This window comes from Rahnella sp. PCH160 (genome assembly GCF_047784855.1).
GTDB lineage: Bacteria > Pseudomonadota > Gammaproteobacteria > Enterobacterales > Enterobacteriaceae > Rahnella.
Genome location: NZ_JBLOGT010000001.1, coordinates 411,851 through 435,646, shown reverse-complemented (window position 1 = coordinate 435,646; position 23,796 = coordinate 411,851). Strand labels below are relative to the sequence as shown.

Here is a 23,796-nt window from a genome sequence, read left to right as displayed (position 1 = left end):
TTATTCTCCGCGAACCAGGGTAAAGAAATCGACACGGCTGGCAGCCACCTCACGGGCGCGCTGCTGGCGACGTTCCTGTTGCAGTGCTGCCAGCGGGGCGATAACCCGCTTATGCAGCAGCTCATCCATCCCCTGGATTTGCAGCAAAGCATCAATAACGGCGCACAGTTCAGCGTGGGCTTTATTGCGGCCGCTGACATAGCTGTAGCCGTAGACGCCGCCGTCCATCTGCACCACGGCGCGGGTGACGGTCATGTCGCCCATCACAAAACGTTTTCCGGTGCCGCCCATGCGGCCCTGAAGCTGCGTCAGGCCGGTTTCGGCGGCGCGGATGCGTTCAAATTGCGGAGACAGATTCAGCGGTTGCCAGTGCGCAAGCAGTTCATCCGGGCGGCTGTGAGCCAGTACCGACATCCAGCGCTGGCGGGTTTGCAGGTGATCCATTCAGTGCTCCATGGTCAGTTCGATCATGTCGGCGCGCGTCAGGCTGACGGAGTATTCCGCCACCTGGTCGCTGCCTTCACAAATGTTCAGGGTGCGCACACACAGCAGCGGAGCCTGCGGCACGATTTCGAGTAATTTGCTTTCCTTCGCCAGCGCGCGGCGGGCGTTGATGCGGGTGGTGCGGCGGCTGAGTTTTTGCTTAATTTCTTCGCGGATAAAATCGTGCAGCGAGCCGTTATGAAAGTTTTGCAGCGCAGGCCACCAGTCGAGATCGGGCAGATAATGGTCAATCACGCAGACCGGCACGCCGTTGACGCGGCGTAGCGTGCGCAGATGAATCACGGTGTCGCCTTCCTGACGCGATAACGCCGCCGCGACGTGATCGGTGGCCGGACGCAGCACCGCCAGCAAACGTTCGCTGGTCGGGTGACTGCCCTGATCCAGCAGGTTCTGGCTGAACCGTGCCTGCGAATGCAGCGGGTAATCGTAAGGCCGCATCAGTACCAGCGTGCCAATTCCCTGACGGCGTTGCAGCCAGCCGCGATCCACCAGTTCATCCACTGCGCGGCGCAGTGTATGGCGGTTGACCTTAAAGCGTTCAGCAAGCTGTTGTTCCGGCGGCAGATAATCTCCGCAGCGATAGCCGTTACGCAGTTCGTGTTCCAGTTCCGCAGCAATTTGCTGGTAAACCGTGGCGTAACTGGTCGGATGTCTAGATAAGTTCATCACAATGAATACCTCGCACAGGGGAATCTGGCAGTGGCAGGGGATTTTTGAAGGAGATAAGAAGACGACATGATGCAAACCTCAGTTCGGCGTTGGCATCATGTTGGCGAAACAAAGTGACAGTTGGGTGAAGGTCAGGTTGCAAAGAAGTGAAGAGTTGGAAGATGTCTCGCAGGAATACACATCGGCGGTTTACGGCGTGAAAGTGGAGGAATACACTGTTCCTAGTTGTTTGTTTTTTATACTAAAACATGTAAAAGGAACGGTTATGTCTAAAGGAAATAAGAAGGATTTTAAAGTGTCTGCGGAGCAACTCGTTGAGGAATCTGCGGGTGAAAAATGGAAACGGGAGAATAAAGCGGGGCTTGAAGCTATCAAAAAGTATGTGGAAAAGCATGGGACGCTGACTCATCCTCCGCGGAAATTATAAATGGAGCAGTACGCTATTTATGAAAATAAAGGCAGTAAGAAGCGTGCTTATCCTTATCTGCTTAATGTTCTTCACCCTCTCGCAAGTGGGTATGGCGATACGGTAATGGTACCGCTGGTTCCTCTGGCGAAGATGAGTATTTATCCACCCAAAAAATTGTGCCCATTACTTAAAGTTCAGCATAAGCACTATGTATTAATGACTCATATTCCTGGCGGTATCCCGCCATCGGAAATCGGTGAGTGGATAAAACAGCTCGACGGTGAAATCTATGAAGTGAAAAACGCGTTTGATTTTTTGCTGAATGGAATTTAGAGAAAAGAGGGGAGTGATTTCCCCTCTTTAAGCTTCATATCAGGCGCTTTACCGTAAGTAATGAATCACCTGATTCCCGCTGCCGCGCCAGATCAGCGACGGGTCTTTCAGTTCCTGCACAAATTTGCCGTCCACCAGCACGTTGATAAGCGTCACCACGTCCTGCTGTTCTGGCGTCAGTTCCCCGAGCGTGTAGCCGGTCCACATCCATACGTCTTTGCCGGGACATTCTGCCTGTACGCGCAGCAACAGCTGGCGTACGGCAGACAGATTTTGCGGATGCAGCGGGTCGCCGCCGGAGAGCGTGAGTCCCTGGCGGGGAATGACCGTGTTTTGCAGGTCAGCGATAATCCGCTCTTCGTCTTCCTGCGTGAACGGCTTACCGGAATCCACGCGCCAGGTGCTTTTGTTGTAGCATCCGCGGCATTCGTGGACGCAGCCGGAAACGAACAGTACGCAGCGCGTTCCGGGCCCGTTGACCACATCAACTGAGTAATATTGATGAAAATTCAAAACATTAACCTAGCTGTCCGTTATCCAAATGCTTCACGCGGCGCTTCACTTCTTCCTGCTTACCGGCGTTAAACGGACGGGCATCCGGGCTGCCGAGATAACCGCAGACGCGGCGGGTCACTGACACGCGTGAAGGCTCGTGGTTGCCGCATTTCGGGCAGGTGAAGCCTTTGCTGGTGCACTCGAATTCGCCGGTGTAGCCGCAGTCGTAGCACTCATCAATCGGCGTATTCGTGCCGTAATAAGGCACGCGGGTGTAGCTGTAATCCCATACGTCTTCCAGCGCTTTCAGGTTGTGTTGCAGGTTCGGATATTCGCCGTAGCAGATGAAACCGCCGTTGCTCAGTGGCGGATACGGCGCTTCGAAGTCGAGTTTTTCATACGGATTCACCTTCTTCTCCACGTCCAGATGGAAGCTGTTGGTGTAATAGCCTTTGTCGGTAACGCCCGCGACCAGGCCGAATTCGGCTTTATCGAGGCGGCAGAAACGGTCGCACAGGTTTTCGCTTGGTGTGCTGTACAGGCTGAAGCCGTAGCCGGTTTCGTCTTTCCAGCTTTCCGTGGCGGCTTTCAGGTGGGCAATAATCGCCTCGGCTTTTTCACGCAGCTGGCTGGCGTCGAAGACGTGAGTCTGGTTTCCGAACAGCGCATTAATGGTTTCATGCACGCCGATATAACCCAGAGAAATCGATGCGCGGCCATTTTTGAAGATACCGGAAATATCGTCATCGGCTTTCAGACGCACACCGCACGCCCCTTCCATATACAGAATCGGCGCGACGCGGGCTTTGATGCCTTCCAGGCGGGCAATGCGCGTCATCAGGGCTTTTTTCGCCAGCAGCAAACGTTCGTCGAGCAGACTCCAGAACGTCGCTTCATCCTGTCTGGCTTCCAGCGCGATGCGCGGCAGGTTCAGGCTGATCACGCCGATATTGTTGCGACCTTCGTGGATCATCTCGCCGTTTTCTTCGTAAACGCTCAGGAAGCTGCGGCAGCCCATCGGCGTTTTGAAGGATCCGGTGACTTTGACCACCTGATCGTAATTCAGAATGTCCGGGTACATGCGTTTGCTGGCGCATTCGAGCGCCAGTTGCTTGATGTCGTAATTCGCGTCACCGGCTTTGTGGTTCAGGCCGTCGCGGATAGCAAACACCAGTTTCGGGAACACGGCGGTTTTGCGGTTTTTGCCCAGGCCTGCAATGCGGTTGCGCAGAATAGATTGCTGGATCATGCGCGATTCCCAGGACGTCCCGAGGCCGAAGCCGAAGGTGACAAACGGTGTCTGGCCGTTGGCGGTGTGCAGCGTATTGACTTCATATTCCAGCGACTGGAAGGCGTCGTAACACTCTTTTTCGGTGCGGCTGTGCGCAAAGGCTTCGACGTCAGCGACCTGCCATTCCTGCGCGATGGCGCGGTGCTTTTCAAAGCTGGACGTGACGAACGGTGCCAGCACTTCGTCGATGCGGTTAATGGTGGTGCCGCCGTAAATGTGGCTGGCGACCTGCGCGATGATTTGCGCGGTGACCGCCGTGGCGGTTGAAATTGACTTTGGCGTGTCAATTTCGGCATTCCCCATTTTGAAACCGTGATTCAGCATGCCTTTCAGGTCGATCAGCATACAGTTGAACATCGGGAAGAACGGCGAGTAATCCAGATCGTGGTAATGGATTTCACCGCGCTCATGCGCCAGCACCACGTCACGCGGCAAAATGTGTTGTTTGGCGTAATGCTTGGCAACGATACCGGCCAGCAAATCGCGCTGCGTCGGGATCACTTTGCTGTCTTTATTGGCGTTTTCGTTGAGCAGCGCCATATTGCTTTGCTCAACCAGACCGCGGATTTCCTGATTCAGGCGGCCACGCATTTCGCGTTTTACGTCGCGGTCATGGCGGTATTCGATATAGGCGCGCGCCAGTTTTTTATGCGGGCCAGCCATCAGCTGGTTTTCAACGGCGTCCTGGATTTCATGGATATCGACACGGGCCTGGTCTTGCAGATTTTCAGCGACAACGCGGGCGACCTGTTCACAGTAACCGATACTGTCGATTCCTGCGGCAGCGGCGGCGCGTTGCACCGCTTGTTTGATCAGAACTTCATCGAAAGGGACCTGACAACCATCCCGCTTGATCACGATGGGTTGCATTTTATTGTTGGATCTTGCGGGTACGGATTCCAGTCTGTCTGCCTTCACAATGACACTCCTTTTACGCTCATTCCCGCGCCCCGCAAGGCTTACAGGCCGGTTGTGGGTGTTTTGCGAGAAATCGCTACATATTGGGTTGGGTGTGTACTATACACACTAGATGTAGGATCTGCGCGAGCGTTAATTGTCATTTTATTGACCTGAAACAAAGAATTTTTTCGTCGGAAGAATAGGTGTACAAATGTTAATTCTGGCCTGTTTTTTGCGTGTTGTTTTTAAAGGAGATGCATAAAAAACAAACGGGTCAGCCACTGGTGTGACCGACCCGACAGATGTGAAAATTCAGATTACTCGAGAAGTTGCCAGCGGCATTCATAAGGACGAAGGCTGCCTGAAACCGGTTCATCGCCAGAGTTGCTTAGCAGCGTTTTGCCCGCGAAATCGGGCAGGCCGGTGGCCTGATTTTCACCGCTCAGATTCGCCATCACCTGCAACGTTTGCCCGTTTGCCTCACGCTGGTAGCACCATAATTGCGGGTGTTCCGGCAGCAAATCCTGATAATCCCCGTCGGTCAGCACCGGCACGGTTTTGCGCAGCTGAATCAGTTGCTGGTAGAGATAAAACACCGAGTTTTTGTCCGCCAGCGCCTGACCGGCGTTAATGTCTTTTGCATTCTGGCTGACTGAAATCCACGGCGTGCCGGTGGTGAAACCGCCCTGATCGCCGTCGTTCCATTGCATCGGCGTCCGGCTGTTATCACGGGATTTTCGCGCCAGAATGCGCAGCAGTTCTTCGTTGCTGCGACCGTCGGATTTCAGTTCTGCAAACATATTCAGGCTTTCCACATCGCGGTACTGCTCAAGATGTGTAAAGCCCGGATTGGTCATGCCGATCTCTTCGCCCTGATAAATGTACGGCGTGCCCTGCAAACCGTGCATCACCATCGCCAGCATTTTCGCGGACGTTTCGCGCAGCGCGCCTTCATCGCCAAAGCGCGACACAATGCGCGGTTGATCGTGGTTACACCAGAACAGCGCGTTCCAGGCGTGGCCGTGCATTCCCTGCTGCCATTCGCGGAAAATCTGCTTGAGCTGCACGAAATCCGGCGGCGCGTCCGTCCATTTTTCACCGTTCGGATAATCGACTTTCAGGTGATGGAAGTTAAACGTCATCGACAATTCGCTGCCGTCGTTGGCGGCGTAACGGCGGCAATGTTCCAGTTTGGTCGATGACATTTCACCGACCGTCATCAGCCCGAGCGGTTTGAAAACGTCGCGGCTAAATTCCTGCAGGAATTCGTGGATGCGCGGGCCGTCGGTGTAAAAACGGCGGCCATCGCCGGTATCGTCCGCCGGAAAATCCTGCTGCTTGGACACCAGATTGATCACATCCAGACGCAGACCGTCGACGCCCTTATCGGCCCAGAACTGGCAGACTTTTTTCAGCGCCTCGCGCACCGGCGGGTATTCCCAGTTGAGATCCGCCTGCTCGGTGGCGAACAGATGCAGGTAATATTGCCCGCTGTTTTCGTGCCATTGCCATGCGCTGCCGCCAAATTTCGAGCGCCAGTTATTCGGCGGCCCGCCTTGCGGTGCACTGTCGCGCCAGAGGTAAAACGGACGGAAGACGCTGGCCGGATCCTGCGACTGGCGGAACCATTCGTGGTGCGTAGACGTGTGGTTAAACACCATGTCCATGACGATGCGGATCCCGCGCTGGTGAGCCTCGCGGGTCAGGCGCTCGAAATCTTCCAGCGTGCCGTAAGCCGGGTCAATCGCGCAGTAATCGGCCACGTCGTAGCCGTTATCAATCTGCGGCGACAGGTACATCGGCGTCAGCCACAGCGCGTCAACCCCCAGCGTTTTCAGGTAATCCAGACGCTGCGTGATGCCGTTAATATCGCCGGTGCCGCTGCCCGTGGTGTCCTGAAAACTCTTCGGGTAAATCTGGTAAATCACGCCGTTTTTCCACCACGGCAATTCGCTGTTCATTCCATTTTCCTTCTTAAATGTGTCACACCACAGCCAGCTCGCCACGGCGGGCTTTACGCTGATAAACCAGTACAGTCAGGATGATCGGAACCACAATCGCCACCAGCATCGCCAGCGCGTAGATACTCCAGAACTGCGGTTTGATAGACAAAATGCCCGGCAGGCCACCGACGCCAATGCCGTTTGCCGTCACGCCAAACAGGCCGCAGATAAGCCCGGCGAAAGCAGAGCCGATCATCGCGCAGAGCATCGGGAAGCGGTATTTCAGGTTGATCCCGTACATTGCCGGTTCGGTTACGCCGAGGAACGCGGAAATGGCGGCAGGCACGGAAATTTCACGTTCGTTGTGTTTGCGGCTGACGATAATGACGCCGACAACGGCGGCGGCCTGCGCAATATTGGAGAGGGCGATCAGCGGCCAGACCGGGGTGCCGCCGGTGCTTTGCACCATCTGCATGTCGATGGCGAGCGTGGTCTGATGCACACCGGTAATCACCAGCGGTGCGTACAGGAAACCAAACAGCGCGGCACCGACGGGCGCGAGGCTGCCGGTCATCACGAATTTCACCGCGAAGGCGACACCGTCGCCGATCATGCGGCCAAAGGGCCCGATCAGCGTGTGCGCCAGGAAGACGGCAATAATCAGCGACGTGACCGGCACAATCACCAGATACAGGTAATGCGGCACAATACGCTTCAGGCCATTTTCAATCATCGCCAGCGCCATACCGGCGAGAACGGAAGGGATAACCTGCGCCTGATAACCGACTTTTTCGATGGTGAACCAGCCAAAATTCCACACTTCAGGAATTTGCTGGCCGAGGTTATAGGAGTTCATCAGTTGCGGCGAAACCAGCGTAATACCCAGCACGATGCCGAGAATTTCCGTTCCCCCCATTTTCTTCACGGTTGACCAGCACACGGCCACCGGCAGGAACATAAACACCGCTTCGCCCAGCAGCCACAGGAAGTCGTAAACGGATTGCCAGAGCGGATGCATCTGCGCCAGCGTCTGGCCACCGCTCATCGGAATATCGCCGATGACGTTGCGGAAACCGAGGATCAGACCGCCGCTGATCAGCGCCGGTAACAGCGGGAAGAAGATCTCAGCGAAGTGCGAAATACCACGCTCAAACCAGCTCATATTCTTGCGAGCGGCCACTTTCGCCTGCTCTTTACCGGCTTCGCTTTTGCCGGTGCTGGCGATCAGTACTTTGTAGTAATCGTCCACTTCCGGGCCGATCACTACCTGAAACTGGCCGGCGTTGGTGAAACAGCCTTTGACCATCGGCAAGGCTTCGAGGCCTTTCGGATCGGCTTTGGACGGGTCATTGAGGACAAAACGAAGACGCGTGATGCAGTGAGTCACCATCGCGATATTGTCACTGCCGCCCACAAGGGCGATCAGCTGATCAACATCCTGTTGCTTTACTTTGCTCATGAACAAACCTTCTTGTTTTTAAATGCCGCTGTAGGGAACGGGTCAAGCATAGCGAAGGCGGTGGGAACTTGTCCGGGAACGTTCCCGGTTTTGCCGGGACGATCACAAAGTTTCTGTTATTCAGAAAAAGAAAGAGGGGAGATCAGACGGCGAGCTGGCCGGGAATAATCTGCTGTTGCAGCGTCGCGGAACCGTCGAGCTGCGCCAGAAGCTGCTTCGCGGCGGCTTCTCCACCCGCGCCATAACCCAGTTCAACCGACAGGGATTCCGGAAACAGAAAATGCAGCAACGGGTTATTTCCGATACCGCAAACCTGTACGTCGCGGATTTGCTGCTGTTGCAGGTATTTTTGCGCGCCAATCGCAATGGTGTCGGAGGCGCAAATTACCGCCTGAATCCCGCTGGCGAGCAACGGCGGGATCAGCTCGAAACCGCTCTGATAGGTGAGTTCGCCCAGCGCAATGTGCGGCGTGAGGTGATGTTCCTGACAAAAAGCCCGGTACGCCTCGCTGCGCCGTTGTCCGGTGGTGGTGTCGTGCGGTGAAACGCCGATAAAGCCAACCGACCGGATATTCTGCGCCAGCAATTTTTGCATCAGCAGCTGCACCGCACCCGCATCGTCGTAGCAGACCGAAGACAACCCCGGCATATCGCGCGCCAGCATCACCAGTTTGTCTTTCCACGGCGTCAGCATTTGTGCCGACAATCCGGTAAAACCAAACAGCACCACGCCGTCGATATTTCGCTGTTTGAGCACCTGTAAATGCTCTTTCACGCGTTCGGCGCTGAACTGACTTTCCAGCACAATCGGGTCGTATCCCTGCTGATAAAACAACGGCAGCATGGCGCGCACCGCCTGATTCTCGGAAGGGGAATCCAGACGCGAAACGATAATCGCCACAATTTTGTCGCTGAAACCGCGCATGGCGCGTGCCGATTTTGACGGGCTGAAATGCTGCTGCTCAATCACCTGCAAAACGCGTTCACGGGTTTGCGGGCTGACATTGCCTTCATTATTCAGCACGCGCGATACCGTGGATTTTCCGACGCCGCTCAGGCGGGCAATGTCATTGATGGTCAGGCGATTTTGCATAGTTATTTTGTATGGTTGTTTGATGAATGATTAATAACTTGATCAGGTTTAATTTTGGTTGCAGTTCACCGGCGTATACTGCGCGAATTATCGAAGGTATATCCACTTATTCCTGATTACCCTAACGGATTTTCCTGCCCGACGGCTATGAATTTCCAAACTGTTCCTTACCGGAGGTGAAAACCTGATGGAACCCGACCCCAATTCTGTAGGTCCGTTGTGATCCGGTAAGCACCCGCCTTTGCTGCTGCTTGCCGTGACGTTATCTGGTGAGCAGTGGTGCACGTTTCTTCGTTCGCCCTGTTTTTATAAAACCCTTTTGCCATGCTTGTGGCGGTTTCGCCGTGGGCGCAACAAAGGTGCGAATGATGTTCAAAAATATAACTTCCCGGCTGCTCAATGCGCTCAGCCGCAACCTTCCGCGTCGTTTAGTTCGTCGCGACCCGATGCTCGAAACCGTGCCAGGCCGCGCCGCACAGGCGGTGCCTGCGGCAATGGCAGCGCATTGTCAGGCCTGTGCCCGTGCGACAGAAGACCAGCTTTACCTGCAATTTGACAGCCATCCTGAAGGGCTGACGGAGCAGGAAACTGAGGCGATCCGCGAAGTCTCCGGCCTGAATCAGACCGGCGATCAACAGCCTGCGCCGTGGTGGCTGCATCTGTGGCACTGCTACCGTAACCCGTTCAATTTGCTGCTGACCGTACTCGGCATGGTGTCTTACGCGACTGACGATCTGACCGCCGCGCTGGTCATCGGCGCGATGGTGTTTATCTCGACCTTCATGCACTTCATTCAGGAAGCGCGCTCCAACAAAGCGGCCGATGCGCTGAAAGCGATGGTCAGCAACACCGCGACCGTGCTGCGCAGTGACGCGCAAACCGGCCGCAGTGAAACGGTCGAAATTGCCATCAGCCAGCTGGTGCCGGGCGATCTGATTAAGCTGTCGGCGGGCGATATGATCCCGGCGGATTTGCGTATCCTCTCCGCCAAAGATCTGTTTATCAGCCAGGCGGCGCTGACCGGTGAATCCCTGCCGGTGGAAAAACATGCCTGCGAAAAGAAACCCATTGCTAACGATCCGCTTGAACTGAATACCCTGTGCTTTATGGGCACCAACGTGGTGAGCGGCACGGCAATTGCGATGGTGATTGCGACCGGCACCAAAACCTGGTTCGGCCAGCTTGCTGAACGCGTGGTGCAGGAAGACACCCAGCCGAACGCCTTCCAGGCGGGCATCAGCAAAGTGAGCTGGCTGCTGATCCGCTTTATGATGGTGATGACGCCCGTCGTGCTGCTGATCAACGGCTACACCAAAGGGGACTGGTGGGAAGCCGCGCTGTTTGCGCTGTCCGTCGCGGTCGGGCTGACGCCGGAAATGTTGCCGATGATTGTGACGTCCACGCTGGCGAAAGGCGCGGTGAAACTGTCGCGCCAGAAAGTCATCGTCAAACGTCTGGACGCGATCCAAAACTTCGGCGCGATGGACATTCTCTGCACCGACAAAACCGGTACGCTGACGCAGGATAAAATCGTTCTCGAACGCCACACCGACGTGCTCGGGGTGACCAGCGATGACGTGCTGCATCTGGCGTGGCTGAACAGTCATTACCAGACTGGCCTGAAAAACCTGCTCGATGTGGCGGTGCTGGACGCAGGCGACGTTAGCAATGCGCACAACTCGCTGAAGGTCGATGAAATTCCGTTTGATTTCGACCGCCGCCGGATGTCGGTGGTGGTGGCTGAAAACGATCAGAACCACCGCCTGATTTGCAAAGGCGCGCTGGAAGAAATGTTGTCGATTTGTACGCTGGTACAGCTTAACGGTGAGATTGTTCCGCTGACCGATGTGCTGCTGGCGCGGATTCGCCGCATCACCGACGACCTCAACCAGCAGGGTCTGCGGGTGGTCGCTGTCGCACACAAAGTGATGCCCTCCCGCACGCAGGGTTACGGCGTGACCGACGAATCCAGCCTGATTCTGGCCGGGTATATCGCGTTCCTCGACCCACCAAAAGAGAGCACCGCACCGGCGCTGGAAGCGCTGCAACGCAAAGGCGTGACCGTCAAAATTCTTACCGGCGACAACCCGCTGGTGGCGCGTAAAGTCTGCAAAGACGTCGGCTTAAAGGCCGATAACGTGCTGATTGGCAGCGATATCGACCAACTCGACGACGTACAGCTGCTGCACGTTGCCCGCGAAACCACGGTATTTGCCAAACTCACGCCGATGCACAAAGAACGCATCGTGCGCGTGCTGCGCGGCGAAGGGCATGTGGTCGGATTTATGGGCGACGGCATCAACGACGCTCCGGCGCTGCGTGCGGCGGATATCGGTATTTCCGTGGATTCTGCGGTGGATATTGCCAAAGAAGCCGCCGACATTATCCTGCTGGAAAAAAGCCTGATGGTGCTGGAGCAGGGCGTGACGGAGGGGCGCAGAACTTTCGCCAACATGCTGAAATACATCAAAATGACCGCCAGTTCTAACTTCGGTAACGTCTTCAGCGTGCTGGTTGCCAGCGCCTTCCTGCCGTTCCTGCCGATGTTGCCGCTGCACCTGTTAATTCAGAACCTGATTTACGATGTGTCTCAGGTGGCGATCCCGTTTGATAACGTCGATGAGGAACAGCTGGCAAAACCGCAGCGCTGGAACGCCGGGGATATCGGCCGCTTTATGGTGTTCTTCGGGCCGATCAGCTCCGTATTCGACATTCTGACCTTCAGCCTGATGTGGTGGGTGTTTAAAGCCAATACCGTTGAAGCGCAGACGCTGTTCCAGTCCGGCTGGTTCATTGAAGGGCTGTTGTCGCAGACGCTGATCGTCCACATGATCCGCACGCGCAAAGTGCCGTTCATCCAGAGCCGCGCGTCCTGGCCGCTGTGCATCATGACGCTGATGGTGGTCATTACCGGCATCGCGCTGATCTACTCGCCGGTCGCCGGATTCCTGCAATTGCAGGCGCTGCCGCTGAGCTACTTCCCGTGGCTCATCGCGATCCTGGCCGGTTACATGGTGCTGACGCAGTGCGTGAAAGGCTGGTTTGTACGCCGTTACGGCTGGCAGTAAAAATAACGGGCACTCACAAGTGCCCGTTCGTTTCAATCTGCGATGAGTATTGACTTATTCTTGCGATTTTATGCGGTCGTTACGACGGTTCACCCAGGTGTTGATGAGCAGGGTGATAATCAGAATCGACGCGATCACTCCGAGCGAAATCCCCACCGGAATGTGGAACACGTCGAGCAGCAGCATCTTGATACCGATGAAAATCAGGATCACCGCCAGACCGTATTTCAGCATTGAGAAACGTTCCGCCACGCCCGCCAGCAGGAAGTACATCGCACGCAGGCCGAGGATCGCGAACAGGTTAGACGTCAGCACGATGAACGGGTCAGTGGTCACGGCGAAGATGGCCGGAATACTGTCGACCGCGAAAATCACGTCGCTGAGTTCGACCATAATCAGCACCAGCAGAAGCGGCGTGGCAAACAGAATCCCGTTGCGGCGCACAAAAAATTTCTCGCCCTGCAAATCGTCGGTCATACGCATTTTGCTGCGCAGCCAGCGGATCATCGGCTTCTCGCCCACTTCGCCGTCATCGTCTTTCGCCAGCGCCATCTTGATACCGGTGAACAGCAGGAACGCGCCGAACACGTACAGGATCCAGCTAAATTGCCCGACCAGCCAGCTGCCCGCGAAAATCATACCGGTACGCAGGACGATCGCGCCGAGCACGCCGTAAACCAGCACGCGGCGTTGCAGATTGGCCGGAATCGAGAAGTAGCTGAACAGGATCAGCCAGACGAAGACGTTATCGACCGCCAGCGCTTTTTCCAGCAGATAGCCGGTCAGGAACATGGTCGCCTTTGCGTCCGCCACTTCACGGCCAAACTCGCCGTTGAGATACCACCAGAAGCCGAAGTTAAACAACAGCGACAGGCCAATCCACACCAGCGACCACAGCGCGGCACTTTTCATTGTCATAATTTGCGCGCCTTTGCGGCCCTGCAACAGCAGGTCGAAAGCGAGCATAATAATCACTACCACGGCAAAAGAGCCCCAGAGAATCGGGTTGCCTACGGAGTTCATCATCGGTTTATCCTCGAAAAACATCAAAAAAAAACGGCCAGCGTCGGAAGACGTTAGCCGCTCTCTCTGAGCTATAAGCAAACCTCGCCTTCCGGCAAGGTCTCACTTACAACCAGGATGTATTCATAGAATATATCTGATTGCCTCGGTAACCGGGTGGCTGAGACGGCGCTTAAGCGCGGGTCCAGACACCGTAATGACGATTATCCGACGAAGAAGTTACTCCCCTTTGCGATCCGGAAAATAATACAAAATGTATCCGCTGTCAAACATTCAGAAACATTATGGCTCATTATCCCGCCAGCGCCACCCGTTTGCCGAGTGAGTCGACGAACGCCAGCAACAGCCCGCGGCTGAGCGGTGTTTCGCTCAGGTGCTGAGCCTGAGCGGCAAAATCCATGCTGTCGTCTTCGGCAATCGATCCGAGCCATGACAGATACGTTTTCATCACCGCCAGACTGAATTCCGGGTGGAATTGCGTGCTGACCGCGTTCGGCCCGTAGCGCAGGATCTGATGCGGATCGTGCAGCGTTTTGGCTAAAACGGTGGCCGTTGCTGGCGGCGTGATGACGGTTTGCAGATGGATCAGGTTTGCTGCAAACTGCGCCGGAAGTTGTGAAACCAGAGGATCCAGATGTCCGGCGGGCGTCAGCGTGACGTCGTGCGTGCCGACTTCAATGCCCTGCGGATGGTAATCCACTTCGCCACCCAGCGCGTAAGCCATCAGCTGATGGCCGTAACAGGCGCCGAACATCGGTAATTCCTGCAACATGCCCAGACGCACCCAGTCGGCGGCTTCTTCGCTCCACGCCAGATGCTCTGTCACCATACTGCGCGAACCGGTGATAATGGCACCGCAGTAATTCTCCGGTGGCAGCGGGCGCTCACCGGCCTGTAAATCGACAATCACGACCTGGCGGGGATCGATATCGCCCTGACGGATAAACATCTGCGGGAAGTTATCGTGTACGCGACGGATAGGGTCAGGCGCGTGGCCGGTCTGCAAAATCAACAACGGTTTCTGGCCGGGTGCAGTCATCTGTTACTCCCAATTAATGAAAATCCCAATAAACGAAAATCCCAATAAACAAAAATTTCCGTCCAGGTGGAAATTAAGCAGGCTGGTGATCGGCAGGGAACACCACGCCGGTCTGACGGCGGATTTCCGTCAGCACTTTCGCAGTGATGCGTGATACTTCCAGCCCAGGGTGCGCGACAAACTGGTTATCCACCAGAATCGCAAAGGTTTCAGCTTCATACAGCATGGTATTGATGTGCTGTGGTTGCGTCAGGTCCAGCTTCTGGCCGCCGCGTGGCGTCAGGCTGAGCGTCTGACATTCGGACAATTTTTCCATCTGCAACGTGCCTTCTTCGCCCTGAATTTCACTCGGCAGAAGGGAATCGCTGATTTTGGAATGGTTGATCACCACTTCGAAATCATCGGCATAGGACAAAATCACTGTACCCTGGCCGTCAACGCCGCTTTCCAGCAGGACGGCAGTGGCGGTTACGGACTCCGGCTCGCCAAAAAGCGAAATGGCGCTCGCCAGACAGTAGTAACCGATATCCATAATCGACCCGTTTGAAAACGCCGGATTAAAGGTATTCGGATTTTCACCGGCCAGATAGCGCGGGTAACGCGATGAATACTGGCAGTAATTCAGAATGGCTTTACGCAGTGTGCCGATGCGGCTGAGCGCGCCTTTCATGTGCAGGAAATTCGGCAGGTAAGCCGTTTTAAACGCTTCGAACAGCACGACGTTATTTTCTTTCGCGCAGCTAATCAGGCTTTCGGCTTGGGTCAGATTAGACGCCAGCGGTTTCTCGCAAATGACGTGTTTTTTATGGCTCAGAAACAGCAGCGACTGCGGGCAGTGCAGAGAATTCGGGCTGGCGATATACACCGCATCAATGAGATCGGACGCGGCCATTTCCTCAAGGGAATCAAAATAATGATCAACCGGATAATCCTCGCCGAGCTTTTTCGCGCCTTCCAGCGTGCGGGAGTAAATCGCGGTCAGCTTCATTTTACCGCTCTCGTGCGCGGCATCGATAAAACGCTGGGTGATCCAGTTGGTGCCGACTACAGCAAAGCGAATCATAACGACCTCATTGGTAGGGTGACGGATTAATTATTGGTACAGCTTGCCGAATATTTCCAGATGCGTCAGGTACATGCGCGTATCAAATTCTAACTGATGATAGTCAGGGGTCATGTGGCAGCAAAGGCTGTAGAACGCTTTGTTATGGTCTTTTTCTTTCAGGTGTGCGAGTTCGTGAACCACAATCATTTTGAGGAAAGCTTCCGGCGCACTTTTAAAGACGGTGGCCACGCGGATTTCCGCTTTGGCTTTCAGCTTGCCGCCCTGAATGCGGGAAATGGCGGTGTGCAGCCCCAGGGCATGTCTCATCACGTGGATTTTGTTGTCATAAGCCACTTTACTTAACGGTGATGAACTGCGTAAAAACTGGTTTTTCAGGTCGAGCGTATACTGATAGAGCGATTTGTCTGTGGTCAGCGCGTGCGGCTCGGGGTAGCGCGTCAGCAAGACGTTACCTAAACGTTCCTGTTCGATTAACTGGCGTACCTGAGCCTGAAGTTGCTCGGGATAGCCTTGCAGATAGGTCAATTCAGGCATAACTGTTTGCTTTGTCTCTTATTGCTGGGGAAAAGGTGCCGGATCGTTAAGCGTGGTTTTTGGAGCGATCGCTGGGATCAGGCAGATAAACCCTTTTTAACTGAAAAAACATTTTACTGATAGCCCAAATTAGGGATAAACAGCGCAAATTGAATATTGAGGAGGGCCAATGAGCCAATTCGAACTCGAAGTGGGTGGACAGTCACTGCAACTGAACCTGGAACGTTATCCGCAGGATGAAGCGGCAACGCAGTTGCAGGCATGGGAAGCGGCCGATGAATATCTGCTGCAAACCCTGAACACCGACGCGCTCAACGGCCGTCCGCTGCTGATTTTCAACGATGCTTTTGGCACGCTGGCCTGTGCGTTGCAGGAATTCAATCCGACCAGCATTAATGACTCGTTCATGAGCCAGCTGGCGATGCGCCATAACCTGCGTAATAACGGATTCGACGAAGACAGTGTGGCAGCGCAAAGCAGCCTGGTGCCGTTGCCGATCAATCCCGGTCTGGTGGTGATTAAAGTGCCAAAAACGCTGGCGCTGCTCGAACAACAACTGCTGGCGCTGCGTGAAGTGGTGACGGCGGATACGCAGATTATCGCCGGTGCCAAAGCCCGAGATATTCATACTTCAACGCTGCAACTGTTTGAAAAAATCCTCGGCCCGACCAAAACCAGCCTGGCGTGGAAAAAAGCGCGTCTGATCCATTGTGAAGCCACATTGCCTGCGCAAACGGCAGAACCGGTGATTGCCGAATGGGCGCTGGATGACAGTGAGTTCCGCATTTCCAACCACGCGAACGTGTTCTCACGCGGCGGGCTGGATATCGGTGCGCGCTTCTTCATGCAACATTTGCCGGAAGGCATCGAAGGCCGCATGGCGGATCTGGGCTGCGGTAACGGCGTGATCGGCATGACCGCGCTGGCGCTGAACCCGGATGCTGAAATGCTGTTTGTCGATGAGTCTTACATGGCGGTGGAATCAAGCCGTCTGAACGTTGAAAACAACCTGCCGCAAGATCTGAACCGCTGTCATTTCGAAGTGAACAACATGCTGGCAGGCGTTGAACGTGAAACGCTGCACGCCGTGTTGTGTAACCCGCCGTTCCATCAGGGAACCGTCGTCAGCGATGACACCGCATGGCGTATGTTCTGCGACGCCAAACGTTGCCTGCAAACCGGCGGCGAGCTGCGCATCGTCGGCAACCGTCATCTGGATTACTACCAGAAACTGCGACGCCTGTTCGGCAACTGCACAACCATCGCCACCAACCAGAAGTTCGTGATCCTGCGTGCGGTGAAAACGGCGGCTCAGCACTGATTTAATGATCTGGCGAAATAGATAATTTCCCGGCCTTATTGCAGGATTTTTTAAATAAAGGCCGGGAGCTTTCAGGGAGAAGGCATTGGGTATTGACGTTACGGTTAACAGGGAAGTGAAATTTAACGATGCCCACGAACATCGGGTGATTACGGGCGTTCACTTAAATCCCAAGAAGTCCAAAGTCGGGCGAAATCCCTACCTGAATATTTTCAGTATTTATACCCGCACTAAACAAGGCGACCTCAGGCGCGATGGTAATCCCCTGATTTATGCCCTGAAATCTTTGAACGGTTTTACGATCACTAAATCTGAACTACGTGCATTCAAACCGACTTTCTCAGCAATCGTCGATAAAACTCTTCTCGGCTTGCCCTTTGCATCTGTACTCACAATGCCGTCCTCCTCTGCACTGGCAGAACAATTTGGACGCCGTATCGCCAGAAAATTGCGCGGTAACATAGTCAGTAATGCGTTTTGTAAGCGGACTGCGACAGAAATTCTTGCTGAGTATCGTCAGCGCCACGTGGTTCCTAAAACCAGACATAAATCTGATGTGAACCGTGTACTCGCTGAGCTGAATAAAGTCCCGCCGAATACATTGTTTTCGATGAAACTGGTCGAAAACAATATCCGCGAATATTTTCGTCCATTGAAACTGAACCCGGTCTGCGATTTGCGTTTGATAATGAAAGGGCCTGTTTTACTGGTCGATGATTTGCTCTCTACGGGGACGACGTTACTGAATGCGAGGGAAGAGCTTGAGCGGGTTGATATTCAATGTCACAGCGCGATTTGCTTGCTGAGTGATTTGTAAGGCCCTGCGGGCGAGGGCGGCGGAGCCAATGCCTGTTGGTGTTGTTATGCCTATAATGTATACTGAGGTTCGCAGCCAACATACGCCCTTGGCTGTTAAAATATGAAGCATTCTGCAAGGAATGTGGGTTCGTGCAGGCACCCTGGTGTGGGTCAGGTCGGTAAGCGACAAAATCATACCGGAAGAATGGCAGCGACATTCTCCAACATGCAGAGTTGTAAAAACTGCCGGGTCAGCTGATATTCACGCATCTGACTCGCCGTTAAAAAAGCCGCTCTCGCGGCTTTTTTTTCGTCTGTTTTTTTTCGACTGACTACTCCTTCAGATCTCCAGCGCCAGTTTTGTTCCCTGACCGATAGCGCGCCGCGCGTCGAGTTCCACGGCGATGTCTGCGCCGCCAATCAGATGCACGGTTTTTCCGGCGTCCAGCAAAGGCTGATACAGCGCGCGCTGCGGTTCCTGCCCGGCGCAGATAACGATGTTATCTACTTCCAGACACACCGGTTCGCCGTTCATGATGAGGTGCAAACCTGCGTCATCAATGCGTTCATAACTGACGCCACTTTGCATTTTTACGCCGCGCTGCAACAGGCTGGCGCGGTGGATCCAGCCGGTGGTTTTACCCAGTCCCGCGCCGACTTTGGTGGATTTTCTTTGCAGCAGGACGATATCGCGTGCGGCAGGTTCCGGCTGCGGGCCTTGTGGCGCAAGGCCGCCGCGCTGCGTCAGTGTCTGGTCAATCCCCCATTCGTGGCTGAACGCGCTGCTGCTCAGGCTTGAAGACGGGCCGTTGTGAATGAGGTATTCGGCGGTATCAAAACCAATCCCGCCAGCGCCGATAATCGCGACCCGCTGGCCGACCGGTTTTTTATCGCGCAGGACGTCGAGATAAGTCAGTACGCGCGGATGATTGATCCCCGGAATGTCCGGCAGGCGCGGCGAAATTCCGCAGGCGAGGATCACTTCGTCATAACCGTGAAGCTGGCTGGCTTCCACGGTTTCACCGAGGCGTAACGTGACGCCCAGCAGCGCCAGCTGGCGCGAGTAATAGCGCAGCGTCTGATAAAACTCTTCTTTGCCGGGGATTTGTTTGGCGACGTTAAACTGGCCGCCGATTTCAGTATTGGCGTCGAACAGCGTGACGTGATGCCCGCGGCTGGCGGCGGTTGTCGCAAAGGCCAGACCGGCCGGGCCAGAGCCGACAACGGCGAGGCGTTTGAAATGCTGTGCGCGAACGACCGGCATTTGGGTTTCGTGGCAGGCGCGCGGATTCACCAGACAGGACGTCACTTCGCCCGCAAAAATCTGATCCAGACACGCCTGATTGCAGCCGATGCAGGTGTTGATTTCGTCCGCACGGCCCTGCGCGGCTTTCTCGACAAACGCTGGATCGGCGAGGAACGGGCGCGCCATCGACACCATATCGGCGTAGCCTTCGGCGAGTATTTTCTCGGCGACGTCGGGGTCGTTGATGCGGTTAGTGGTGATAAGCGGGATGCCGACCTTGCCCATCAGTTTTTGCGTCACCCAGCTGAATGCGCCGCGTGGCACCATCGTGGCGATGGTCGGAATACGTGCTTCGTGCCAGCCGATACCGGTATTGATGATGCTGGCTCCGGCCTGTTCGATGCGCTGCGCCAGCATTTCGACTTCCCGCCAGTCCGAGCCTTCCTCGACCAGATCCAGCATCGATAAGCGGTAAATAATGATGAATTCCTGCCCGCAAATCTGGCGCACGCGGCGGACGATTTCCGTGGCAAAACGCATTCTGTTTTCCACGTTTCCACCCCAGCGGTCGGTGCGCTGATTGGTGCGGGCGGTGAGGAACTGATTAATCAGATAACCTTCCGAGCCCATGATTTCGACGCCGTCGTAGCCCGATTCTTTCGCCAGTCTGGCGCAGCGCGTGAAATCCTCCAGCGTGGATTCGATTTCGTCTTCGGTGAGGGCTTGTGGCGTAAATCGGTTAATCGGCGCCTGAAGGGCAGAAGGCGCGACCGGATGCGGCTGATAGCTGTAACGTCCGGCGTGCAGGATTTGCAGCGCAATTTTACCGCCCGCCTGGTGAACAGCCTGCGTCACCACGCGGTGATGCGCGATGTGTTCCTGCTCCGCCAGAACCGAACCGCCCTGATAAACAACACCCTGCGCATTAGGCGAAATTCCGCCCGTCACAATCAACCCGACACCCGCCGCTGCGCGTTCGGCATAAAAGGCCGCCAGACGTTCCGGCCCGTCTTCCAGCTCTTCAAGGCCGGTGTGCATGGAACCCATCAGCACGCGATTTTTTAGCTGCGTAAAACCTAAATCCAGGGGGGCCAGCAGGTGCGGATAAAATGGCAACGCGCGTTCAGTCATGGAATTCTCTTAAGTGGTCGGATGAGATAATTTCAATTTAGCGTCTGGCGGGGGAATTGGAAAGTTAGCACGCGATGATTGTGATAGGCGTCACTCCGGGGAACCCTGAGCGTTAGTGAACTCTTACGCATATTATTAAGGGTGGTTCTTTAATTAGGATATTTATTTAGGGCAGGGGTAAACATCGCGTTGTAGCAGATAAATTAATTATTTCTTTGTTTTTACACAATATTGATTGTATGCAGGTTGTTTATTTTTAACATTTTTTTGTTGAATCGTTATGACTAGGATTATTTTTATAAAACAATCTCGAATCGATTCAGTTCGGGTTAGAGCTGGACTAGGCTGGAGCTGCTTCACCCTAAAACTTCATTCCTAACCTGGATATATACTATGAATCTTATTGACCATACAGCCTGCCGCCCGTTTACCGAAGCCGGGCATTTGTCCCAGATTGCAGCCTACTATGAAGAAGGCCGTAATGTCATGTGGATGATGCTCAGGTCTTATCCACGTCCTTGCTTTAATCAGGAGCTCATTGAAGACATCATGACGCTGACCTACGCCGCGAAGGCATCGGGGCTGCGTTTCGATTTTTGGGTTACCGGATCGCTTGTGCCCAATATGTACAATGTGGGTGGTGATCTCAGTTTCTTTGTTGAATCCATCATCAATAACAAACGCGAGGCCTTACGTGCGTATGCACGAGCTTGTGTTGACTGCGTTCACGCGGCGGCGCGGGGTTTTGATGTCGGAGCAATCAGCTTGTCGATGATCGAAGGCACCGCACTGGGTGGCGGTTTCGAAGCGGCGCTGGCGCACCATTATGTCCTGGCGCAAAACACCGCGCGCATGGGGTTCCCGGAAATTGCATTTAATCTGTTCCCGGGGATGGGGGGCTATTCTCTGGTGTCACGCAAAGCCGGAATGAAACTGGCGGAAGAGCTGATTTCTACCGGTGAATCGCATACGGCGGAGTGGTTCGAAAGTCGCGGTCTGGTGGACGTTTTGTTCCAGCCGGGCGAGGGTTTCAACGCCACGCGTACTTTCATGGATGTCCTGCGGCCAAAACTCAACGGGATCAGGGCGATGATCCGGGCGCGTCAGCGCGTGTTGCAGCTGTCCCGCTCAGAGCTGATGGATATTACGGAAGACTGGGTGGATGCCGCATTTACGCTGGAGGAAAAGGATCTGAGTTATATGGAGCGTCTGGTCATGCTGCAAAACCGGCATACCGCATCATTGCGTAAAACCGGCTAGCAGCAGGCAGAAACAGCCCGTCACTGGCGCTATTTCTGTTTTGCTTTATGTTTAAAAACATTGGGTGAAGCAACTCTTTTTTCCTCAAGCCAGTGCTCCAGCTCAATTGCGGGCATTGGCTTGGCGTAAAGAAAGCCCTGTTTGCTGTCCACACCGATTTCATCCACCAGCTTTTCTTCCTCAGCGGTTTCGACACCTTCCGCCACCACCGTCAGTTGCAGGGTTTTTGCCACCGCAACAATGGCCCGTACCAGCGCCTGAGAAACCGGATTATCATTGATTCCGCGTATAAAACTTTGATCCAGCTTGATGCAGTCGAGCGGGATACGCGCCAGCTGCGACAGCGAGGAATAACCGGTACCGAAGTCATCAAGATGCACCTGCGCACCCAGTTTGTGTAACTGATTAATCATGATGACAGCGGCGCTTTCATCCTCCACCAGACAGCTTTCCGTCAGTTCAAAATCGAGCAGACAGCCTTTCATCCCGGACTTTTTCATCGCATCAGACAGCGTGGTGATGAAGGAACCGTTGTTGAGCTGCCTCCCGGAAAGATTCACCGCGACGCGCAGATTCAGGCCTTTTTTCTGCCATTCGGTGGCCTGACGGGTCGCTGTTTCAATGACCCATTTTCCGATAGGTGTGATCAGGCCAGATTCTTCGGCATAAGGGATAAAGCTTTGCGGCTGAATCAGCCCGCGCTCCGGCGATTCCCAGCGCAGCAACGCTTCAACGCTTTGCACGGTGCCATATAAAGACACTTTCGGCTGATAGTGCAAAACCAGCTGACCTTTCTCGGCCAGCGCTTTACGCAAATGCGTATCCAGCCACATATATTCCGCCGCTTTCTGGTTCATTTCCTGCGAGAAAATACAGTGGGCGTTTTTGCCTTTATCTTTCGCCACGTACATCGCGGTGTCGGCGTTTTGCAACAGCGTATCGCCATCGGTACCGTGTTCGGGGCAAATCGCAATACCGCCTGAACAGCCGGTATAGACTTCAATCAGACCGATGCGGAAGGGTAAACCCAGACGGCGTAATACGCGCTGGCTCAGTTCTTCCAGTGTATGAATTTCAGCGTGAGTGCTGAGAATAATGAATTCGTCGCCGCCCAATCGCGCAAGCTTATCGTTGGGTGACAGGCAATCCTGAATGGCATCTGAAACCGCGCGCAGCAGGTGATCGCCAAACATATGGCCGTAGGCGTCGTTGACCTTTTTGAAGTTGTCCAGATCCAGATAAATCAGGCCGACTTTGTCATCACCACGTTCTTTCAGCGCTTTCGCGAGAGATTCCTGCAACGCGTTACGGTTGGCAAAACCGGTGACTAAATCGGTGTTGGCCAGAACGCGCAGCCGCTCCTGTGCTTTGCGTTCATCGGTAATATCGGAGCCGGAGCAAATCAGATATTTTTGCTGTTTGCCGCTGCCGCTGTGCACAAATTTATTGCGGAACAGGAACAGCCGCTGGCCTTTCACCGTGTTGATCCAGCGCTCGACTTCGTAGGATTGCTGATGCTGAAAGAAGCCGTTAATGTTCTGGCGCGACGCCAGACCTTCTTCCATCGACATAAACAGATCATAAGCGCTGCGCCCGATGACGTCTTCTTCGCGCAGGCCGGTGTATTCTTCGCTTAAACGGTTAAAACGGTGGATTTTGCCTTCCTGATCGATAATCACGATGACTGAATTGGCTTCAGACACCACCTGCTCAGCAAACGTCAGGCCGACTTCCAGATCGTGTGCGACGGATTCAGTATCCTGATAAGCCGAAGCCGTACCCGCCCAGGCTTTGCTGTCGATTTTACGGCCCACCAGATACAGACGGACGGGCGATCCGAACAGCGTGATATCCAGCGTGAAACTTGAGGTGATCCCGGTCAGTTGTCTGATTTTCCCTGCCTGCCATTGCGTCAGGGAAATCGCTATGTTGACGATGCCTTTCTCAGCGGACAGCTCCAGTGCATTGCTGTCGGAACCCAACCGCCAGTACGGGCGTGGGGTACCGAAATGTAGGTACAAAATGGAGGCATCTTGAGAGTCGACCATGGAATGTTTCTCCGCAAAGAACGCTATACGCCGCCGGTGTGGCGACATGGCGACAGTCAGCACAGACGGAGTTTACTCTGTTTCGCACACTCGCAACGCTCCGCAACAGGCGGATAAAGGGCGAGAGGGCGTAACACATTGAATTTAAGGTTAGCAACTGTCGGTT

19 protein-coding genes are annotated in these 23,796 nt (G+C 54.6%); 6 read left to right on the top strand and 13 right to left on the bottom strand.

Annotated features, from left to right (window positions below; translation table 11 throughout):
* Positions 1-444 (bottom strand): phosphonate C-P lyase system protein PhnG, encoded by a 444-nt coding sequence (gene phnG, locus ACM5QY_RS01910; protein WP_104923470.1) that lies wholly within the window; start codon positions 442-444, stop codon positions 1-3.
* On the bottom strand, positions 445-1,170 hold the full coding sequence (gene phnF, locus ACM5QY_RS01905; RefSeq protein WP_416119008.1) for a phosphonate metabolism transcriptional regulator PhnF: 726 nt from the start codon (positions 1,168-1,170) through the stop codon (positions 445-447).
* Positions 1,171-1,270: 100 nt separating this feature from the next.
* Between phnF and ACM5QY_RS01900 the strand changes: the two genes are divergently transcribed.
* Both ACM5QY_RS01900 and ACM5QY_RS01895 read left to right on the top strand, forming a co-directional pair.
* On the top strand, positions 1,271-1,600 hold the full coding sequence (locus ACM5QY_RS01900) for a type II toxin-antitoxin system CcdA family antitoxin (RefSeq protein ID WP_416119007.1): 330 nt from the start codon (positions 1,271-1,273) through the stop codon (positions 1,598-1,600).
* The gene (locus tag ACM5QY_RS01895) at positions 1,601-1,915 is read left to right on the top strand and encodes a CcdB family protein (protein WP_416119006.1); all 315 of its coding nucleotides are present in this window, start codon (positions 1,601-1,603) and stop codon (positions 1,913-1,915) included. It begins immediately after the preceding gene.
* Positions 1,916-1,963: 48 nt separating this feature from the next.
* On the opposite strand, the gene nrdG is transcribed toward ACM5QY_RS01895, so the two are convergent.
* From nrdG to treR, 5 genes are all read right to left on the bottom strand, one after another.
* On the bottom strand, positions 1,964-2,428 hold the full coding sequence (nrdG, locus tag ACM5QY_RS01890; protein ID WP_416119005.1) for an anaerobic ribonucleoside-triphosphate reductase-activating protein: 465 nt from the start codon (positions 2,426-2,428) through the stop codon (positions 1,964-1,966).
* A 4-nt stretch (positions 2,429-2,432) separates the two neighbouring features.
* The gene (gene nrdD, locus ACM5QY_RS01885; RefSeq protein WP_416122800.1) at positions 2,433-4,571 is read right to left on the bottom strand and encodes an anaerobic ribonucleoside-triphosphate reductase; all 2,139 of its coding nucleotides are present in this window, start codon (positions 4,569-4,571) and stop codon (positions 2,433-2,435) included.
* A gap of 347 nt (positions 4,572-4,918) precedes the next feature.
* Complete coding sequence (gene treC, locus ACM5QY_RS01880) at positions 4,919-6,562, bottom strand: alpha,alpha-phosphotrehalase (protein WP_416119004.1); 1,644 nt, start codon at positions 6,560-6,562, stop codon at positions 4,919-4,921.
* 22 nt (positions 6,563-6,584) lie between these two features.
* Complete coding sequence (gene treB, locus ACM5QY_RS01875) at positions 6,585-8,003, bottom strand: PTS trehalose transporter subunit IIBC (protein ID WP_416119003.1); 1,419 nt, start codon at positions 8,001-8,003, stop codon at positions 6,585-6,587.
* Positions 8,004-8,145: 142 nt separating this feature from the next.
* Complete coding sequence (treR, locus tag ACM5QY_RS01870; protein WP_416119002.1) at positions 8,146-9,096, bottom strand: trehalose operon repressor TreR; 951 nt, start codon at positions 9,094-9,096, stop codon at positions 8,146-8,148.
* Between the two features lie 365 nt (positions 9,097-9,461).
* On the opposite strand from treR, the gene mgtA reads away from it, so the two are divergent.
* Complete coding sequence (gene mgtA, locus ACM5QY_RS01865; protein WP_416119001.1) at positions 9,462-12,164, top strand: magnesium-translocating P-type ATPase; 2,703 nt, start codon at positions 9,462-9,464, stop codon at positions 12,162-12,164.
* Between the two features lie 54 nt (positions 12,165-12,218).
* Here mgtA and ACM5QY_RS01860 read toward each other — a convergent pair whose 3' ends face one another.
* The 4 genes from ACM5QY_RS01860 to ACM5QY_RS01845 all read right to left on the bottom strand — a co-directional run bounded on the left by ACM5QY_RS01860 (position 12,219) and on the right by ACM5QY_RS01845 (position 15,826).
* On the bottom strand, positions 12,219-13,190 hold the full coding sequence (locus ACM5QY_RS01860) for a TerC family protein (RefSeq protein WP_416119000.1): 972 nt from the start codon (positions 13,188-13,190) through the stop codon (positions 12,219-12,221).
* Between the two features lie 289 nt (positions 13,191-13,479).
* Complete coding sequence (locus ACM5QY_RS01855) at positions 13,480-14,226, bottom strand: glutamine amidotransferase (RefSeq protein WP_416118999.1); 747 nt, start codon at positions 14,224-14,226, stop codon at positions 13,480-13,482.
* 73 nt (positions 14,227-14,299) lie between these two features.
* Positions 14,300-15,289 carry a Gfo/Idh/MocA family protein gene (locus tag ACM5QY_RS01850; protein WP_416118998.1) on the bottom strand — a complete coding sequence of 330 codons (990 nt, stop codon included), beginning with the start codon at positions 15,287-15,289 and terminating at the stop codon, positions 14,300-14,302.
* Positions 15,290-15,319: 30 nt separating this feature from the next.
* Positions 15,320-15,826, bottom strand: coding sequence for a M48 metallopeptidase family protein (locus ACM5QY_RS01845; RefSeq protein WP_416118997.1), 507 nt, complete (start codon positions 15,824-15,826; stop codon positions 15,320-15,322).
* A gap of 169 nt (positions 15,827-15,995) precedes the next feature.
* On the opposite strand from ACM5QY_RS01845, the gene rlmG reads away from it, so the two are divergent.
* Together rlmG and ACM5QY_RS01835 are read left to right on the top strand one after the other, a co-directional pair.
* Positions 15,996-17,147, top strand: coding sequence for a 23S rRNA (guanine(1835)-N(2))-methyltransferase RlmG (gene rlmG / locus ACM5QY_RS01840; protein WP_416118996.1), 1,152 nt, complete (start codon positions 15,996-15,998; stop codon positions 17,145-17,147).
* Positions 17,148-17,232: 85 nt separating this feature from the next.
* The gene (locus tag ACM5QY_RS01835; protein ID WP_416118995.1) at positions 17,233-17,964 is read left to right on the top strand and encodes a phosphoribosyltransferase; all 732 of its coding nucleotides are present in this window, start codon (positions 17,233-17,235) and stop codon (positions 17,962-17,964) included.
* Positions 17,965-18,285: 321 nt separating this feature from the next.
* Here ACM5QY_RS01835 and ACM5QY_RS01830 read toward each other — a convergent pair whose 3' ends face one another.
* Positions 18,286-20,322 carry an oxidoreductase gene (locus ACM5QY_RS01830; RefSeq protein ID WP_416118994.1) on the bottom strand — a complete coding sequence of 679 codons (2,037 nt, stop codon included), beginning with the start codon at positions 20,320-20,322 and terminating at the stop codon, positions 18,286-18,288.
* A 393-nt stretch (positions 20,323-20,715) separates the two neighbouring features.
* On the opposite strand from ACM5QY_RS01830, the gene ACM5QY_RS01825 reads away from it, so the two are divergent.
* Positions 20,716-21,582 carry a crotonase/enoyl-CoA hydratase family protein gene (locus tag ACM5QY_RS01825; protein ID WP_416118993.1) on the top strand — a complete coding sequence of 289 codons (867 nt, stop codon included), beginning with the start codon at positions 20,716-20,718 and terminating at the stop codon, positions 21,580-21,582.
* A gap of 29 nt (positions 21,583-21,611) precedes the next feature.
* Here ACM5QY_RS01825 and pdeR read toward each other — a convergent pair whose 3' ends face one another.
* Entirely contained in the window at positions 21,612-23,630 is a 2,019-nt protein-coding gene (pdeR, locus tag ACM5QY_RS01820) for a cyclic di-GMP phosphodiesterase (RefSeq protein ID WP_416118992.1), read from the bottom strand.
* Positions 23,631-23,796 lie beyond the last annotated feature (166 nt).

Coding starts and splice junctions, on each gene's coding strand:
- ACM5QY_RS01895 (WP_416119006.1), top strand. CDS start 1,601: ATGGAGCAGTACGCTATTTATGAAAATAAAGGCAGTAAGAAGCGTGCT.
- nrdD (WP_416122800.1), bottom strand. CDS start 4,571: ATGCAACCCATCGTGATCAAGCGGGATGGTTGTCAGGTCCCTTTCGAT.
- ACM5QY_RS01830 (WP_416118994.1), bottom strand. CDS start 20,322: ATGACTGAACGCGCGTTGCCATTTTATCCGCACCTGCTGGCCCCCCTG.
- phnG (WP_104923470.1), bottom strand. CDS start 444: ATGGATCACCTGCAAACCCGCCAGCGCTGGATGTCGGTACTGGCTCAC.
- ACM5QY_RS01845 (WP_416118997.1), bottom strand. CDS start 15,826: ATGCCTGAATTGACCTATCTGCAAGGCTATCCCGAGCAACTTCAGGCT.
- rlmG (WP_416118996.1), top strand. CDS start 15,996: ATGAGCCAATTCGAACTCGAAGTGGGTGGACAGTCACTGCAACTGAAC.
- treB (WP_416119003.1), bottom strand. CDS start 8,003: ATGAGCAAAGTAAAGCAACAGGATGTTGATCAGCTGATCGCCCTTGTG.
- ACM5QY_RS01860 (WP_416119000.1), bottom strand. CDS start 13,190: ATGATGAACTCCGTAGGCAACCCGATTCTCTGGGGCTCTTTTGCCGTG.
- ACM5QY_RS01855 (WP_416118999.1), bottom strand. CDS start 14,226: ATGACTGCACCCGGCCAGAAACCGTTGTTGATTTTGCAGACCGGCCAC.
- ACM5QY_RS01900 (WP_416119007.1), top strand. CDS start 1,271: ATGTTGGCGAAACAAAGTGACAGTTGGGTGAAGGTCAGGTTGCAAAGA.
- pdeR (WP_416118992.1), bottom strand. CDS start 23,630: ATGGTCGACTCTCAAGATGCCTCCATTTTGTACCTACATTTCGGTACC.
- ACM5QY_RS01825 (WP_416118993.1), top strand. CDS start 20,716: ATGAATCTTATTGACCATACAGCCTGCCGCCCGTTTACCGAAGCCGGG.
- treR (WP_416119002.1), bottom strand. CDS start 9,096: ATGCAAAATCGCCTGACCATCAATGACATTGCCCGCCTGAGCGGCGTC.
- mgtA (WP_416119001.1), top strand. CDS start 9,462: ATGATGTTCAAAAATATAACTTCCCGGCTGCTCAATGCGCTCAGCCGC.
- treC (WP_416119004.1), bottom strand. CDS start 6,562: ATGAACAGCGAATTGCCGTGGTGGAAAAACGGCGTGATTTACCAGATT.
- phnF (WP_416119008.1), bottom strand. CDS start 1,170: ATGAACTTATCTAGACATCCGACCAGTTACGCCACGGTTTACCAGCAA.
- ACM5QY_RS01850 (WP_416118998.1), bottom strand. CDS start 15,289: ATGATTCGCTTTGCTGTAGTCGGCACCAACTGGATCACCCAGCGTTTT.